Annotated in this window: 13 protein-coding genes; 10 read left to right on the forward strand and 3 right to left on the reverse strand. The window is 72.9% G+C overall.

The genetic code is table 11. The features are described 5' to 3' along the window. The first annotated feature begins 297 nt into the window (after nt 1–297). The 5 genes from AB0E67_RS27635 (at nt 298) to AB0E67_RS27655 (ending at nt 5,791) form a co-directional block, all read left to right on the forward strand. Complete coding sequence (locus tag AB0E67_RS27635; protein ID WP_362031586.1) at nt 298–957, forward strand: histidine phosphatase family protein; 660 nt, start codon at nt 298–300, stop codon at nt 955–957. An 11-nt stretch (nt 958–968) separates the two neighbouring features. Next, entirely contained in the window at nt 969–1,871 is a 903-nt protein-coding gene (locus AB0E67_RS27640) for an ADP-ribosylglycohydrolase family protein (RefSeq protein WP_362031588.1), read from the forward strand. A 585-nt stretch (nt 1,872–2,456) separates the two neighbouring features. Beyond that, on the forward strand, nt 2,457–4,025 hold the full coding sequence (locus AB0E67_RS27645) for a DUF4173 domain-containing protein (RefSeq protein WP_362031689.1): 1,569 nt from the start codon (nt 2,457–2,459) through the stop codon (nt 4,023–4,025). Nucleotides 4,026–4,399: 374 nt separating this feature from the next. Then, complete coding sequence (locus tag AB0E67_RS27650) at nt 4,400–5,110, forward strand: ribonuclease HII (protein ID WP_351516288.1); 711 nt, start codon at nt 4,400–4,402, stop codon at nt 5,108–5,110. Between the two features lie 60 nt (nt 5,111–5,170). After that, nucleotides 5,171–5,791: a hypothetical protein gene (locus tag AB0E67_RS27655; RefSeq protein ID WP_362031590.1), complete on the forward strand. Its 621-nt coding sequence runs from the start codon at nt 5,171–5,173 to the stop codon at nt 5,789–5,791. A gap of 156 nt (nt 5,792–5,947) precedes the next feature. On the opposite strand, the gene AB0E67_RS27660 is transcribed toward AB0E67_RS27655, so the two are convergent. Further along, on the reverse strand, nt 5,948–6,586 hold the full coding sequence (locus AB0E67_RS27660; RefSeq protein WP_362031592.1) for a hypothetical protein: 639 nt from the start codon (nt 6,584–6,586) through the stop codon (nt 5,948–5,950). A gap of 405 nt (nt 6,587–6,991) precedes the next feature. Here AB0E67_RS27660 and AB0E67_RS27665 point away from each other — a divergent pair, with 405 nt between their 5' ends. Further along, the gene (locus AB0E67_RS27665) at nt 6,992–9,151 is read left to right on the forward strand and encodes a RecQ family ATP-dependent DNA helicase (protein WP_362031594.1); all 2,160 of its coding nucleotides are present in this window, start codon (nt 6,992–6,994) and stop codon (nt 9,149–9,151) included. A 268-nt stretch (nt 9,152–9,419) separates the two neighbouring features. Here the strand turns inward: AB0E67_RS27665 and AB0E67_RS27670 are convergent, their stop codons facing one another. Further along, nucleotides 9,420–9,797 (reverse strand): asparagine synthase-related protein, encoded by a 378-nt coding sequence (locus tag AB0E67_RS27670; protein WP_362031596.1) that lies wholly within the window; start codon nt 9,795–9,797, stop codon nt 9,420–9,422. 867 nt (nt 9,798–10,664) lie between these two features. Next, nucleotides 10,665–10,805, reverse strand: a complete 141-nt coding sequence (locus tag AB0E67_RS27675) for a hypothetical protein (protein ID WP_362031598.1) — start codon at nt 10,803–10,805, stop codon at nt 10,665–10,667. Between the two features lie 108 nt (nt 10,806–10,913). On the opposite strand from AB0E67_RS27675, the gene AB0E67_RS27680 reads away from it, so the two are divergent. From AB0E67_RS27680 to AB0E67_RS27695, 4 genes are all read left to right on the forward strand, one after another. Continuing rightward, on the forward strand, nt 10,914–12,221 hold the full coding sequence (locus AB0E67_RS27680) for a DUF4192 domain-containing protein (RefSeq protein WP_362031600.1): 1,308 nt from the start codon (nt 10,914–10,916) through the stop codon (nt 12,219–12,221). 178 nt (nt 12,222–12,399) lie between these two features. Continuing rightward, nucleotides 12,400–13,164 carry an NUDIX domain-containing protein gene (locus AB0E67_RS27685; RefSeq protein ID WP_073789912.1) on the forward strand — a complete coding sequence of 255 codons (765 nt, stop codon included), beginning with the start codon at nt 12,400–12,402 and terminating at the stop codon, nt 13,162–13,164. Nucleotides 13,165–13,275: 111 nt separating this feature from the next. Then, nucleotides 13,276–15,036, forward strand: a complete 1,761-nt coding sequence (locus AB0E67_RS27690) for an ABC transporter ATP-binding protein (protein ID WP_362031602.1) — start codon at nt 13,276–13,278, stop codon at nt 15,034–15,036. Between the two features lie 158 nt (nt 15,037–15,194). Next, nucleotides 15,195–16,082: a FadR/GntR family transcriptional regulator gene (locus tag AB0E67_RS27695; protein WP_362031604.1), complete on the forward strand. Its 888-nt coding sequence runs from the start codon at nt 15,195–15,197 to the stop codon at nt 16,080–16,082. Nucleotides 16,083–16,202: the final 120 nt, after the last annotated feature.

The following is a 16,202-nucleotide window of genomic DNA, read 5'->3' on the forward strand; positions in this document are numbered from 1 at the left end:
CGCACCGCAGTCATCTCGTCCGGAGTCACACTCACTCAACGCGATATCGAACCCGAAAGACACGCACCACGGCCAACCTGACCAAGCACTACTAGTGCTTTCCCGGTAGCGGTCCAGTGCTTCCCCGGGAGCGGCCGCCCCCTCGTCCTGCCGCCGGGCGGGCGCGCTCGCCGCGTCGGTCACGAGCCCGCGCGGCCCCGCCGCGCACGGGCTTCCGGCCCTTCTCCCGCCTCAGCCCCGGTACGACTGTCGTCCGGAGCCCGCCGGGGGCCGGGGCACAGCGCTTAGGGTCGAACCATGGCACGACCGCAACGCATCGTCCTCGTCCGGCACGGGGAGTCCGAGGGTAACGCAGACGACTCGGTGTACGAGCGCGTGCCGGACCACGCGCTGAGGCTCACCCCCAGGGGGCTCCGGCAGGCCAGGGAGACCGGCGCGCGGCTGCGCGAGCTGTTCGGCACCGAACGGGTCAGCGTGTACGTCTCGCCCTACCGCCGTACGCACGAGACCTTCAGGGCCCTGGACCTGGACCTGGCTCGGGTGAGGGTGAGGGAGGAGCCGAGGCTGAGGGAGCAGGACTGGGGGAACTGGCAGGACCGGGAGGACGTGCGGCTCCAGAAGGAGTACCGGGACGCCTACGGGCACTTCTTCTACCGCTTCGCGCAGGGCGAGTCCGGGGCCGATGTGTACGACCGGGTCGATGCCTTCCTGGAGAGTCTGCACCGGAGTTTCGACGCCCCCGACCACCCGCCGAACGTCCTGCTGGTCACGCACGGGCTGACCATGCGTCTGTTCTGCATGCGGTGGTTCCACTGGTCGGTGGCCGAGTTCGAGTCCCTGTCCAATCCAGGCAACGGGGAGACCAGGATGCTGATACTCGGCGAGGACGGGCGGTACACCCTGGACCGGCCGTTCGAGCGCTGGCGCACCCCTGAGCCGTACGGAATCACCGGATAGAGTGGAAGGCGATGACGACCGCCTCCTCTGCCTCCGACCAACGATTCGAACGTGCCCTGGCCAGCCTCCGCGGACTGGCCGTGGGGGACGCGCTGGGGTCCCAGTTCTTCGTGCCGGTGAACTACCCGCTGCTGAAGCAGGGAGGGCTGCCTCCCGGCCCCTGGCAGTGGACAGACGACACCGAGATGGCCGCCTCGGTGGTGGCCGTGCTGGTGGCACACGGGCGGATCGACCAGGACGCGCTGGCCCGGTCCTTCGCCGAGCACCATGACTTCGACCGCGGATACGGCCCCGCCGTGAACCGGCTGCTCAGGCTGGTGCGGGAGGGCGGCGACTGGCGTGAGCTGGCGTCCGCGCTGTTCCAGGGGCAGGGTTCCTGGGGCAACGGCTCCTCGATGCGCATCGCCCCGCTCGGGGCCTGGTACGCCGACGACCCGGAGCAGGCCACGCACCAGGCCGAGATCTCCTCGTACATCACGCACCAGCACCGCGAGGCGGTCGCGGGCGCGATGGCCGTCGCGGCGGCCGCGGCGCTGGCCGCGGCGAGCGCGGGGCCGCCCGCCCCGACGGAGTTCCTCGACGGCGTGATCGACCTCGTGCCGCGCAGCGCGGTCGGTGCCGGACTGCGCCGGGCGCGCGACATGCTCGACTACGACGACGCGGGTACGGTCGCCGCGGTGCTCGGCAACGGACGGCGCACCAGCGCCCACGACACCGTCCCGTTCGCCCTCTGGTCCGCGGCGCGGCACCTCGGCGACTTCGAGCAGGCCTTCTGGGGCACGGCCCGGGCGGGCGGCGACGTCGACACCACCTGCGCGATCGTCGGCGGCATCGTCGCGGCGAGCGGGGCAGGCGCACCGCCCGCCGACTGGGCGGCACAGACGGAGGAACTGCCGGGCTGGCTGCCGCGATAGCGCGACCCGGGCGAACGGCACGCCCCTGAGCCGGACGGCACCCGCCCACAGCACGTCCCCCGCGAGCCGGATGGTGATCCCGAACCGGACGGGCGACGAGGGCGGACGGCGTCTCCCGGAGCCGCACGGCTCTCGCGTCGAACGCGATGGTTTCCCCGGCCGTGGCGGGCGTCCGACCGGTACTGTCACGGTCCTGCCACAGCCTTCCCTCGAACGCGTGCCCGGGGGAAGGGGAAGTTACTCTTTCGGCCACGTCGCCCCCGGTGATCAACCGGACGGGCGTGCACCGAATGAGACGCCGGGGTGTCCCCGTGCTGCCCGGCGGCGGTGCGCGCGGACCCCGGTGGGGGAGGGGTCCCATTGTCCGATCACGTACCAGACAACCCCCGGCCGCAGGACGTGTCCGAGCGATTTGGGCCGTCGGACCATGGCACGGAGCCGGGGACGAGCGCGTCACCGAAGTCGGCGCCGCAGCCGTCCCACGACATCACGTTCCGGCCGCCGCAGGCACGGGCCCACGCCTCGCGGGGCGGCGCACCACAGCCCCTGTCCGGTCACGGGCGGCGCACCGGCCCTCCGCCGTCGATCGCGCTACTGCGGGTCGCCGAGCCGGCCGCCGTCCGGGGAGCGACCCTCTGCTCCGTCCTCGCCACCGCGGTCCTGAGCGCGTCGCTGCTCGGTGACGGTCTCGGGGCGAACCTGCTGATCGTCGCGATTCCCGCGGCGCTCGCGGCCTTCTTCGCCGCGCGAGCGGCCGGACGCCGCCTCCGCCCGTGGACGGCCGTCTGGGCGGTCGGCGGCCTGGCACTGCTCGTCGTCCCGGCCGTGCGGGACGCCGGGTGGCCCAGCTTTCTCGCCGTCGTGTCGGCCGTGGCACTGGGTTCGCTCGCGCTGCACGGTGCCCGCAGCTGGATCGGGGTGTTCCTCGGTTCGCTGGGCCTGTTCTGTTCGCTCGTCGAGGGGACGGTCTGGGGCTGGCGGGGCGTGCGCGATCGCGTGGCGGGGTCCCGGAGAAGGTGGGGCGCCGCACTCCGCACCACCGCGGTGGCGGCCGTCCTGCTCGTCGTGTTCGGCACACTCTTCGCGAGCGCCGACGCCGCCTTCGCCGATGTGCTCGGCGGACTGGTTCCCGACGTGTCGCTGGGGGACGGCCCCTGGAGACTTCTCCTCTTCGCGCTCGGTCTGGTGGGCTCCCTCGCCGCCGCGTACACCGCCGCCGCCCCGGTGCGCTGGGACGGCTTCGCCCTCCGGCCGGGAAAGGCACGCGGGCGGATGGAATGGGCGCTGCCGCTCGTCGTGCTGAACCTGCTGTTCGCCGTCTTCATCGCCGTCCAGCTGACCGTGCTGCTCGGCGGATACGCCAAGGTGATGGCGGAGACCCACCTCAGCTATGCCCAGTACGCGCGTCAGGGCTTCTGGCAGCTTCTCTGGGCCACCTTCCTCACCCTGCTGGTCATCGCCGTCGCCCTTCGCCTGGCCCCGCGCGGACGGGACGGGGACCGCACTCTCGTACGGGGCGTGCTCGGCACGCTCTGCGTGCTCACCCTCGTCGTCGTGGCGTCCGCGCTCAGGCGCATGGACCTGTACGTCGACACCTACGGCCTGACCAGGCTGCGCATCTCGGTGGCGGCGATGGAACTCTGGCTGGGTGTCGTCCTCGTCCTGATCATGGTCTTCGGCGCGCTCCGGCCGCGCCTGCTCCCGCGCGCCGTCGCCGCGAGCGCGGCCGCCGCCGTGCTCGCGTTCGGTCTGGTCTCGCCCGACGGCCTGATCGCGGAACAGAACGTCCAGCGGTACCGCGACGGCCGCTCGATCGACATCGCCTACCTCCGTGACCTCTCGGCCGACGCCGTTCCCGCTCTCGACACCCTGCCCGAGCCGCTGCGCTCCTGCGCCCTGTGGGACATCGAGCGTTCGCTGCGGTCCTCGGACACGCCCTGGTACGCCACGAGCCTGGGTGAGGCGCGAGCCCGGGAGATCCTGCGCGAGCGCGGTACGGACGAGTCGGAGGGCCCCTGTTCCCTCGCGCGCGGGGGCGTCGGAGGAGGAGAACGAGGAGGGACGAATGGCGATCGCGGCTACGAGGACGGCCGTTACGTTTCGAGCGACACGAGCGACACGAGCGACACGAGCGACGTGGGCGACCCGCGCTGACCCGAGCCGCCGCGGGTGCGGTCCGCACCCGCGGCGGTGTGTCGGCCTTCCCTGTTGCGCCGGTGACTCGCGCGCCGGGGCGCTGCCGGTCGCCGTACCGCTCCGTACCGTGTTACGGGCTTCACGAATGTGACGCGGGCCCCCACGAGCGCTTCGGGTGGTGATCCGCCGAGGGATTCCCCCGACGTCGCCGCGACCGCTCGCGGACCACACCGGCCGTGCCAGGCCCACTGATCCGTGTACCGCAGCAAACCGGCACGAGGATCCGCGCCCGGGCGGCAGTTCGTCCCTCCGACACGGCCCGCGTCCGGCCCGGTCGTCGGGCGCCCCCGGGGTGTTGCCCGCGTTTCCGTCGGCGTACGCTGACAGGCGCCATGCCGTACGAACCACCCACGCACACTGTCGAGCGCTCGTTGCGCGCCACCACCGGCGCCAGGATCGTCGCCGGTGTCGACGAGGTCGGACGCGGAGCGTGGGCGGGGCCGGTCACCGTGTGTGCGGCCGTCACCGGCCTTCGCAGACCTCCCGTCGGACTGACCGACTCCAAGCTGATCACCCCCAGACGCCGCGCGGAGCTGGCCCCGCAGCTGGAACGGTGGGTCACCGCGTTCGCCGTGGGGGACGCCTCCCCGCAGGAGATCGACGACCTGGGGATGACGGCGGCACTGCGCCTCGCCGCCGTGCGAGCTCTGGAGGGTCTGCCGGTGCGTCCCGACGCGGTGATACTCGACGGCAAGCACGACTACCTGGGACAGCCTTGGAAGGTCCGTACGGTGATCAAGGGCGACCAGTCCTGCGTCGCCGTCGCGGCGGCCTCGGTGATCGCGAAGGTCCGACGGGACGCGATGATGGCTGAACTGGGCGCGGATTCCGGCGAGTACGCCGCATTCGACTTCGGTGCCAACGCCGGTTATCCGTCGCCCGTGCACAGGGCCGCTCTGGAGGAGTGGGGTCCCACGCCCCACCACCGCCTCTCGTGGTCCTACCTCGACGCGCTGCCCAGGTGGCAGCACCTCAAGAAGGTCCGTTTCTCCGCCGAGGCGGCCGCACTGGAAAGCGGGGGCCAGCTCGGCTTCGACTTCTGACCGCGCACGAACACCCACCCGCCGACGTCCCACATGTCGGCGTTTGATAGACAACCACCCATGCCTCTCATCCCCGAGGAGCCTCAGATTCACGAGAGCGCCCAGGGTCCCCGCGCCACTCCGGCCTCAGGCCGCGCCGCGTCGACCCCCCGTCCCGTACCCGGTCCGCGTTCAGCGGCCACGCCGCGTCCCGGTCGCCCGGGCCCCGGCCCCGCGAGGCCCGCGCCGTCGGCGCCGCGCCCGCACCCCGCCTCCGGAACGTCGCAGACGGCTCGTCCGGAGAATCGTTCCGCACCGCAGATCCAGCTGATCCCCGCCGCGGCCGCCGCCGCGGTCGACGCCGCCGACGAGGCGGTGGACCTGCTGCTCGACTCCGGGCGCGCACCGGGCGACATCCTGGTGGTCACCACCGGTGAGCAGCACCCGTGGGCCGCGCACGAACTCTCCTTCGGCGAGGCCGCCTACTGGGCCCAGCACGACGCCGGCGAGGACGTCTTCTTCGCGCGCTCCGATGCCGCCGGACGGCTGAAGCCCCGTCCCGTGGTGGTCGTCGCCGTCAACGACGCCGGTGGTGACGACATCGCCGACGTGCTGTCCGGTGCCCGCGCACGGGCGGGTGCCCTGCTGATCGTGTGCGGGGACCCGCGACGGGTGGACGCGGTGCTCGGCGCAGGGGTCTGAGCGACGGCGCGCACCCGGTCGTGACGCGACGGCGCGTACGCCGTCGTGGTGCGGACGTCGTGTACGCGGTCGTGGTGCGACGCCGCCGGTGTCGTCCGTCGTCGTGAACGTGGTGGCCCGGTCGCCCGAGAGGGTGGCCGGGTCCGCGACCGCCGGTCAGCGTGCCGCGGTGCGACGCAGCGCCCGGGACGCCCCGCCGCCGGCCCGCATCGGCTGCGGGGCGGCGTCGAGCGTCGTTCCGGCGAGGGGCGACGGTCGCGACGTGGCGCTGGGCCGACGGCCGCCGCGCCCCTCGCCGAGCACCCGCCAGCCACCGCGGGTCAGGGTGATGTACGCGCCGCACCGCAGACCGTGCAGGGTGCAGGCGTCCCGCAGCCCCCACATCCAAGCCCCGTCCTCCTCCGTCCAACGCTCGTCGCCCTCACGGCAGTAGAGCAGTACGGCGGTGCGTACGGGGGTGCGGCGGCGCAGATCGTGCGGAACGACCCGGCGCAGATGCGCCAGCAGCGCGTTGCGGAACTCCCAGCCGTCCGTGGCCGTGGCACGGCGGGCGAACGAGGCGCTGGCCACGAGGCGTTCCTCATGGTCCAGGACCGCGACGACGGCGGTTCCCGGAGCGGGCCGGTGCCGGGCGTGCAGACCGCCGACGACCTCGCGGGGGCTGCGCAGCAACGGTATGCCGGCCTCGGCCCACTCGGCCGGTTCGAGCATCCTGGCAAGGCGGTTGGTGGAATCGGCGGCCGCGGACGGCGCCGGTATCGAAGCGGCCTCGGACGGGGCGAATTCGAAGGTCACGATCCTCCCTTCGCGTGCGCGCCCACATGGCGGGCAGGGACGAGTGAGGGCGCACTGGGGCACAGCTGTTCCGGGATGGCGAACGCCCGTGCGGGGAGCGAGTCCAATTCTTCCTGGCGTTTCGACCGGCGACAACGAGCAATCGGCGCGACCGTCGGGAATGCGGGGGTATGACCCTGATGTCCCGCCCGGGCCGTACCCGGACGACGCCCCCGGTCGCGCTCGAACGGCGGGGACCGGCGGAAACGTCCAGATCGGGTCGTCGTCAGCGATTCGGGCCGGCTCCTCGCCGAGCACCCGGGTCCGGCCGTCCGAGAGCGGTACGCGACCCGCGGATCGTGCATGAGTCGCTCGTCACGCCGCGTGAACTGGCTGTCCGTGCCCGCCATCGGGTTGCATGGGGGCATGAGCGAACCCGAACTCCGCGCCGAAGCCGACGCCGTCCTCGCCGAACTCGTCGGTGCCCCCGAGGGCTCGGCACGGTTGCGGGAGGACCAGTGGCAGGCGGTGGCCGCTCTGGTGCGGGAGCGCCGACGCGCCCTGGTGGTGCAGCGCACGGGCTGGGGCAAGTCGGCGGTGTACTTCGTCGCCACCGCCCTGCTGCGTCGTCGCGGAGCCGGCCCGACGGTGATCGTCTCGCCGCTGCTGGCGCTGATGCGGAACCAGGTCGAGGCGGCGGAACGGGCCGGCATCCGGGCGCGCACCATCAACTCGGCCAATCCGGAGGAGTGGGACACCATATACGAGGAGGTCGAGCGTGGCGCGACCGACGTTCTCCTGGTGAGTCCGGAACGCCTCAACTCCGTGGATTTCAGGGAGCAGGTGCTGCCCGGGCTCGCGGCCACGACCGGCCTGCTGGTGGTCGACGAGGCGCACTGCATCTCCGACTGGGGCCACGACTTCCGCCCCGACTACCGCCGGTTGCGGGCCATGCTCGGGGACCTCGCACCCGGCGTGCCGGTACTGGCGACCACCGCGACCGCCAACGCGCGGGTGACGGCCGACGTGGCCGAGCAACTGGGTACCGGCGCCGGTGAGGCCCTGGTGCTGCGCGGCTCGCTGGAACGGGAGAGCCTGCGGCTCGGCGTCATCCGGCTGCCCGACGCGGCCCACCGCCTGGCCTGGCTCGCCGAGCACCTGGACCAGCTGCCGGGTTCCGGGATCGTCTACGCCCTCACCGTCGCCGCGGCCGAGGAGGCCACCGCCTACCTGCGGCAGCGCGGCTTCCAGGTGGCCTCCTACACGGGCCGCACCGAGAACGCCGACCGGCTGCAGGCCGAGGCCGACCTGCTGGACAACCGGGTCAAGGCACTGATCGCGACCTCGGCGCTGGGCATGGGCTTCGACAAGCCGGACCTGGGATTCGTGGTCCATCTCGGCTCGCCGTCCTCGCCGATCGCCTACTACCAGCAGGTGGGGCGTGCGGGCCGCGGTGTGGCCCACGCCGATGTGCTGCTGCTGCCGGGCAAGGAGGACGAGGCCATCTGGCGCTACTTCGCCGACACCGCCTTCCCGCCCGAGGCACAGGTGCGTCAGACCCTCTCGGCCCTCGCCGGTGCGGAGCGGCCCCTGTCCGTTCCGGCCCTGGAGGCGGCGGTGGACCTCCGGCGCACCCGTCTGGAGACCATGCTCAAGGTGCTCGACGTGGACGGGGCGGTCAAGCGGGTGAAGGGCGGCTGGGTCTCCACCGGCGAGCAGTGGGTCTACGACTCCGAGCGCTACGCCTGGGTCGCCCGGCAGCGGGCGGCCGAGCAACAGGCCATGCGCGATTACGTGAGCACGACGCAGTGCCGGATGGAGTTCCTGCGCCGGCAGCTGGACGACGAAGGGGCGGTACCGTGCGGCCGGTGCGACAACTGCGCCGGGGCCTGGGCCGATACCTCCGTCTCCGCGGAGGCGCTGACGGGGGCCACGAAGGAACTGGACCGCCCGGGCGTGGAGATCGAGCCGCGCCGGATGTGGCCGACCGGTATGCCCGCCCTCGGCATCGACCTCAAGGGCCGCATCCCCGTCGGCGAGCAGTGCTCCACCGGGCGCGCCCTGGGCCGGCTCTCGGACATCGGCTGGGGCAACCGCCTGCGCCCGCTGCTCGCGGAGAACGCGCCCGACGGTCCGGTCCCCGACGACGTCCTGCGGGCCGCGGTGGCGGTCCTCGCCGACTGGGCGCGCTCTCCCGGCGGCTGGGCGTCGAACGCCCCGGACGCCTCCGCCCGCCCGGTCGGAGTCGTCGCCGTGCCGTCGCTGGCCCGTCCTCGGCTGGTCGGCTCCCTCGCCCGGGAAATCGCGGCCATCGGACGCCTGCCCTTCCTGGGCACCCTGGTGCACACCGGACCGAACGGAGCGCACGCGGTACGTCGCAGCAACTCCGCCCAACGCCTCCGGGCGCTGTCCGACGTTTTCACCGTCCCCGAGGAGCTGGCGGGTGCGCTGGCCGACGCTCCCGGACCCGTCCTGCTCGTGGACGACTACACCGACTCCGGCTGGACCCTCGCGGTCGCCGCCCGCCTGCTGCGCCGGGCCGGCGGCGAACAGGTGCTTCCGCTGGTCCTCGCCGCGACGGGCTGAGCCTCCTCGGGAAGGCGGAGACGCGGCGCCGCCCGCGCGGCGGTCCCCGGCTCCCCGCGCGGGCGATGCCGCACGGGACGCCGGACCCCGGGACGCCCGCCCGACAGGCCCACTCACGTCGACGCGGTCGGTCTCGGGCCTGTGCGGTCCACGTATGCCGGGCCCCGGACCGGCGCCCGCCCGCGTCGACGTCGTCGCTCCGGCAGCCCGCGTGCCCGTCGGACCAGCAGGCTGCTCACGTCGACCTGGTGGAGTTCCAGCCAGGCGGTCAGCCGGACCGGGTCTCCGCGCAGACCGAGCGCTGCGTCATGGAGTAGGGCGAGTCGACCCGTTGGGCGAGGTGGGGGCGGACTGCAACGAGGTTGAGCAGCGGCAGGGCCGGGGCGCCGGGGTCGGCGGCGATCCGGGTCAGCACCCGGTTGACGGCCCGGTCGCATCCCAGGTCCTGGGTCGAGGGGTGGGGAGTCTTGCGGCGCTGGACGATGGAGGCGGACAGGAGGTCCTTGGCGGCGTGCCGCAGGAGGCTCTTGCCAGTACGGCGGGGAACCTCGTCGCGGGCCGTCTCCCCGACCGCAGGGGACCGCGGAAGGTGGTCGCCGCCACCCTCCTGCTCGCCGCGGTGTTCCTCCTCATGATGGTGAGCCACACGTCATGATGGTGAGCCACACGTCGTATCCGGTGGCGATCGTCCTGGTGGCGCCGGGCGGCACCGCCTCGTGGTCGGTCACGGCACCGCAGCAGCGCATCACGGCTTCGCCGGCCCGGGGCGGAGCCACTGGGGGTCTCGCTGAACGCCGCCGTGATGTACCTGGCCATTCGCTGTCCCGTGTGATCGGCGCAGATGTCCTCGGCTCCCCGGCCCCCGCGCACCTCACCGCGGTAGCCGCCGGCTTCGTGCTCGTCGCCGCCGTCGTCACCGCGCTGAGCGGGCGCTCCGAGCGGCCCGGGGATCCGCGCTCCCCCGGAGCGTGCCGCGCCCCTCCCTCAAGGGGGCGTCCGTCGAATGAGACAGCACCGCGGAACCGGTTGCGGCCCGTGCGGCCGGGCCGCCATCCGGATCCTGTGGGGAGCGCCGAGGGAAGCCATCGGAATTCCGGGGCACTCGGCTTCCTGGCGGCGAGGACTCCGCCCACTCCGATCGGCAGGACGTTTATCGGCCGAAGAGCCCGGAGCCGGATACGAAACGGGAACGGCCCGCCGCACGCCGGTCACACCCACCCATGCCGTCGACACCGTCATCATCGATGCCATCGGCTCCGCCGTCGGGACCGGAGAACTGGTGCGGCGTTTCCCTGGGCACCAGTTGTGCGCTGTCCTCCCGGGGTGGCGGGGGACCGGTCCGCCGACCGGCACGTCCGCCTCCACCGGGCATCCCGGTCGGCCGAGGCGCTGACCGCCGGCCCTACGCCGTTGTCGTCGGAGGGCTATGCCCTTCGGCCAGGGCCCTTCACGTCCGCGCGACGAACTCCGCGCACGGGCACAGGGTCTGACAGGGGCCGCGACTGGTCGCACGTCAGCTCCGGCGGTGGTCGACCATCACGGCCCGGCCCACCGCTATGCCGCGCGCGGAGCTGGAGGATTTCCCGAACGGACAGGCGTGCACGGGATCGGCCGAAGCCCCGGGCTCCGGGCTCTGCGTGGTCTGCGTGGTCATCCCCCCATGCAAGCCGACAGCGCGACGAAAGGCGAGTGCCCCCGGCACCTGTGGATAACGTTATCCACAGGGGTCGCGGGAATCGGCCGTTCGCGGGACGGTCGTGCCATGAACCAGCACCACGAATCCACCGGCCCGGTCGACGAGCAGCAGATCACCCTGCGAGGCCCTGCCGAACTCGCCGACGCCCTCCCGTATCTGATGGGGTTCCACCCGAGCGACAGCGTGGTCATGGTCGCCCTGCACGGCGGCCGCGGCCGCTTCGGCGGGCGGCTGCGGCTCGGCATTCCCCAGGCGTCCCGCGAATGGCCGTCCGTCGCCGAGCAGCTCGCCGAATGCCTGATCAAGGGGAGTGAGCGACGCGGCGGACGGCCCGACGCGATCGTCGTCTTCCTCTGCCAGGAACCCGCCGAGGGCGAGAACGGCAACCAGGTGATGGAGCGGCTGCGCCCCCTCGCCCAGAACCTGCGCACCGCCTGCGGCGAGCTCGACGTGCCGGTGCTCGAAGCACTCTGCATTTCCGGCGGCCGTTACTGGTCGTACTGCTGCCCCGACGAGCGCTGTTGCCCGGCCGAGGGAAACCGGATGGCGATGCCCGGTACCTCGGTGATGGCGGCCGCCGCGGCGTACGCGGGCATTCAAGTGCGCGGCACGTTGCGGGAGATGGAGGCGCGGCTCGCACCGTTGGACGCCTCGGCGGTGGTCGCGGAACAGCAGCGCGCGCTCGACGCGGCCGGCGCCGAGCTGATCCCGAAGATCCTCGACGAGGCGGGGCGCGGGGACGTGGCCCGAGAGACCCTCGATCTCGTCCGGCGGCTCATGAAGCGCCTCAAGGAGGCGCCGATGTCGACACCCTCGGCGTCGGACACCGACGACGACCGGTTGATCACGCACGACGAGGCCGCCGCGGTGATCCTCGGCCTGCAGGACCGGGAAACGCGCGACAGGGCCGCGGAATGGATGGAGGGGCCCGAAGCCGGTTCCGCGCTGCGACTCTGGCGCGCACTCGCACGGCGCTGCGTCACACCGTACGAGGAGCACGCGGCCGCCCCGCTGACGCTCGCCGGGTGGGTCTCCTGGTCCACCGGCGACGAACCCGGTGCGCGGGTCGCACTCGGCCTCGCCCTGCGTGCGGACCCGCACTACACGTTCGCCCAGCTCCTCCACGAGGCGTGCAATCAGGGGTTGGACCCGGAAACCCTGCGCCGTTGCCTTCGCGGCGAGCGCGGCGCGCGGGCGGCCGAGCGGACCGGGCGTCCCCGAGAGGAACGCCGCGCACGACACCGGACGGTTCGCCCGGCCGCCGGCCGGCGCACGAAGGCCCCACGGGGACCCGTCCGCCCGGGGCCGACGTCCTCCCGACGCCGTTCGGGGCAGACACCTCCGAACCGCCGCGGCTCCAGGAGCGGTCGATGACGACATGCCGCACGGCACGGACGGGCGGGGGAGCGGCCGCAGTGTCTCGCCCGCAATCCGGTCCATACGGGACGACGGGCGAGGCAACGGACGCAACGAACTGCGCGAGAGCGACAGTCGGGCCCGGGAGCACGGCGAAGGGAGTGTTTATCGTCAGGAAGACGACTATGATCACGGCATGCCGCCCTACGACCCGTCGACCTTCCCGCCCTTCGCAGTCACCGTCGACCTGGTTGTGCTCACGGTGCGCCGTCACGCGCTCTGCGCACTGGTCGTACGCCGGGGTGAACCGCCCTTCCAGGGCAGATGGGCACTGCCCGGGGGCTTCGTCAGGGCCGACGAGGACCTCGGCGCCGCCGCGGCGCGCGAACTGGCCGAGGAGACCGGCCTGTGCGCCCAGGACCCGGCGGCACCGGCGGTCGGCAACGGCGCGCATCTGGAGCAGCTGGCCACGTACGGCGCCCCCGGCCGCGATCCCAGGATGAGGGTCGTCAGTGTCGCCCATCTGGTGCTGGCCCCGGACCTGCCCGCGCCCCGGGCGGGCGGTGACGCGAACTACGCCCGTTGGGCGCCTGTCGAGGACCTGCTCGCAGCCGAGGCCAAGGACGGCCGCGAGGGCGAGAACCAGGCCGCGCTCGCCTTCGACCACGCGCAGATCCTCGCCGACGGCGTCGAACGGGCGCGCTCCAAGATCGAGTACTCCTCCCTGGCCACCGCCTTCTGCCCGCCGGAGTTCACGGTCGGTGAGCTGCGGCGGGTGTACGAGGCGGTGTGGGGCGTGGTTCTGGACCCCCGGAACTTCCACCGCAAGGTGACGGGCACCCCGGGCTTCCTGGTGCCCTCCGGGGGGACGACCACCCGGCAGGGCGGCCGCCCCGCCCAGCTCTTCCGGGCCGGCGCGGCGACGGTGCTCAACCCGCCGATGCTGAGACCGGAGGTCTGACCCCGCGGAACACCCGCGGGTCGACCCTGCGCGAAAAGTCGGATACGTCGCGTTATCGTGCTGCGGTACCCGCCCTGCCGCCGAGCGGTCTCATCCTCCGCGAGAGAAGCGATGCTCCAGGCCATCGGACTCACCAGCGCACCCCGACGCGGCCATCCGGCCGTCGTGGACGATCTCACCTTCGAAGCCCGGCCCGGTCACGTCACCACACTTCTGGGCGCGCCCGGATCGGGCAAGACCGCGGCCCTCCGCCTGATGCTCGAACTCGACCCGGGGCGGGGGGTCACGTATTTCCGGGGCAGGCCACTGCACCGGATCGAGCACCCCGCGCACGAGGTGGGGGTGCTCCTCGGCCACGCACCGGGGCACCCCGCCCGTACGGTCCAGGGGCACCTGCGCATGCTCTGCGCCGCCGTGGGCGTACCGGTCTCCAGGGCCGAGGAGGTGCTGGAGCTCGTCGATCTCGCCGGGCTGAGGGACCAGCGCATCGACGCCCTGTCGCTCGGCATGGACCGCATGCTCGCATTCGCGTCGGCCCTGCTGGGAGACCCGCACACGCTCGTCCTGGACGATCCCGCCGAAGGGCTCCCGCCGCAGGAGGCGAACCGGGTGCACCGGCTGATCCGGGACCGGGCGGCCCGCGGCGGAACGGTTCTGTGCACCACGACCGACGCCAAGGAGGCCCTGCGGACCGCCGACCGAGTGGTCACCGTCGACGCGGGACGGCTCGTCGCCGACCAGAGTGCGGGCGACTTCTCCCGGGCCCGCCTCCGTCCCCGGGTCGCGGTGCGCAGTCCGTATGCCGCCCGCCTCGCCGCCGTCGTCGGGCGCGAAGCCCGGGCGGCGAGACGCCCCGTCGAGGTGGTGGCCGGGACGGGGGGCCGGCTCTCCGTGTACGGGGCCACCTGTGCCGAGATCGGCGACACGGCCTTCCGGCACGGTCTCCCGGTGCACGGACTCGCCGACGAGATCGCCGACGTCCGACCCTCGCACGTCGTCGACCCACCGGCCGTCGCCGCCGGGTCCGGGGAAGCCGAACCGCGCCCGGCCGCACGGGCGAACGGCGTGCGACCCGCGCCGCCGATCAGGCGCCGGCCCGCTCGTGGCCCCCTCCAGCCGCTGCGCTACGAACTGCGTCGCCTCCTCGGCACGGGTACGACAACTCTGGTCACCGCCGCCGTCCTTGCCGTCTCGCTCGGAATCTCCGCGTTCCTCGCACTCTCCGGGCATGCCCCGCTGCACAGGGTGCTGGTGGCCTGGCCATCGCCACTGCCGCTGCCGCCCGCGGCGATCGGGGCCGGGCTGCTCGGCGCGCTCTCGTTCGGCGACGAATTCCGCCACCCCGCCCTCGCGGCGGGGTACGGCACTGTCCCGCGCCCCCTCGGGCTGCTCCTTGCCAAGCTGGTGGTGTCGGCGGGAGCGGCCCTGGTGATCGCCGCGGCCGTCGTACTGACCTCCGCAGGGACCTACCACCTCCTAAGCGGAGCCGATTTGGCCTTAATCATCCATAATTCTCCGACCTTGGGCGTGAGTTGGGCGGGGCTGACCGTCGGCTGCGCCTGGGCGGGCCTGCTGGGTGCCGGAGTCTTCAGGGCGACGGCGGCCGGTGTCGCCGCCGTGCTCGCCGTGCCCGTACTCGTCGTTCCGCTGCTCCGGGCGGTGTCGACGGGATCGGGCTCCCGCCCGGCCGTCGGGCTGCCTGGCAGGCTCCGCGAACTGGTGTGGCCGCACTGGCCGCATGAGACGGAGCGGTGGCTGGCGGCCGCCCTGCGCGTGGTGGACCAACCGGTGGGGGCCGCCTTGTCGCTCTCGCTGTCGACTCTGGTCTGCGCCTACGTGCTCACCGGCCTTCGCGCCAGGGTTCGTTGGTGACCGAGGGCGACGGCGAGTCGTTTCGGGATCACAACTCCCTTGAAAATGCCTGTTTTGAGGAGATAAGGCGTCAATTGGCGGGCGGGTGCCGATCACCCTTTCGTGTGCTTTTCACCAAAGACCTCAAGGGGCGGAGGAGCCGCGCCGACAAAGGATGCGTGAGTACCCTTGCGCACACCATGATGACCGCCGCCCGCTCCGCCGATTCCGGTCTCGCCGGCCCGGGTGAACTCGACCGCTACTCGTATGCGGAGGCGCCGGCCGGCGAGCGCGCCGCTCTGCGTTCCTGGGAAGGGGCCGATGCCGAGCTCGGCCGGGCCGGTCGCCGGGGCTCGGCCAGCCGGGGGCGCGGCCTGCACGGCCAACTCGTTCAGCAGCTGGGTCAGATGATCGTCTCCGGAGACCTGGGTGCCGACCGCCCCCTCGTGCCGGAGGAGATCGGCCAGCGCTTCGAGGTCTCCCGCACCGTCGTCCGTGAATCACTGCGCGTCCTCGAGGCGAAGGGCCTGGTCAGCGCCCGGCCCAACGTGGGCACCCGGGTCCGTCCCGTCAGCGACTGGAATCTGCTCGACCCCGACATCATCGAATGGCGCGCCTTCGGCCCGCAGCGCGAGGACCAGCGGCGCGAGCTGGGGGAGCTCCGGTGGACCATCGAGCCGCTCGCGGCCCGTCTCGCGGCGGGCCACGGCCGCGAGGACATCCAGCAGCGCCTCGGCGACATGGTCGAGATCATGGGGCACGCTCTCGGGCAGGGCGACGTGATCACCGGCTCGCGGGCCGACGCGGAGTTCCACTCCCTGCTCATCCAGGCCGCGGGCAACCGCATGCTGGAGCACCTGTCCGGAATCGTCGCGGCGGCGCTGCAGGTCTCGGGCGGTCCCGCCACGAGCTGCGACCGCCCCACCGAAGCGTCCCTCGCCCACCACGCCCGGATCGTCGACGCCCTCGCTTCGGGGGACGCGTCGGGCGCCGAGGCGGCCATGCGTCAACTGCTCGTCGTCCACCCCGAGGTGGAACGGGTGGTGCCCGCGCCCCGCGAGCATTGAACACAGCACGGTCAGGTGTGTGAACCGTGTGTCGCCGGACCTCTGCGGTCCGGCGACATAATTGTGGCGAGATGGCACCCCTGATCACTTTCGTCGCAAATGAGGTGTGACTCGGGCCAC

It is taken from the genome of Streptomyces sp. NPDC032161 (assembly GCF_040636995.1).
GTDB lineage: Bacteria > Actinomycetota > Actinomycetes > Streptomycetales > Streptomycetaceae > Streptomyces.

Bases quoted from the DNA above. Each gene is read 5' to 3' on its own strand.
- AB0E67_RS27635 (WP_362031586.1), top strand. From the start codon at position 298: ATGGCACGACCGCAACGCATCGTCCTCGTCCGGCACGGGGAGTCCGAG.
- AB0E67_RS27680 (WP_362031600.1), top strand. From the start codon at position 10,914: ATGAACCAGCACCACGAATCCACCGGCCCGGTCGACGAGCAGCAGATC.
- AB0E67_RS27685 (WP_073789912.1), top strand. From the start codon at position 12,400: ATGCCGCCCTACGACCCGTCGACCTTCCCGCCCTTCGCAGTCACCGTC.
- AB0E67_RS27650 (WP_351516288.1), top strand. From the start codon at position 4,400: ATGCCGTACGAACCACCCACGCACACTGTCGAGCGCTCGTTGCGCGCC.
- AB0E67_RS27640 (WP_362031588.1), top strand. From the start codon at position 969: ATGACGACCGCCTCCTCTGCCTCCGACCAACGATTCGAACGTGCCCTG.
- AB0E67_RS27655 (WP_362031590.1), top strand. From the start codon at position 5,171: ATGCCTCTCATCCCCGAGGAGCCTCAGATTCACGAGAGCGCCCAGGGT.
- AB0E67_RS27665 (WP_362031594.1), top strand. From the start codon at position 6,992: ATGAGCGAACCCGAACTCCGCGCCGAAGCCGACGCCGTCCTCGCCGAA.
- AB0E67_RS27690 (WP_362031602.1), top strand. From the start codon at position 13,276: ATGCTCCAGGCCATCGGACTCACCAGCGCACCCCGACGCGGCCATCCG.
- AB0E67_RS27675 (WP_362031598.1), bottom strand. From the start codon at position 10,805: ATGACCACGCAGACCACGCAGAGCCCGGAGCCCGGGGCTTCGGCCGAT.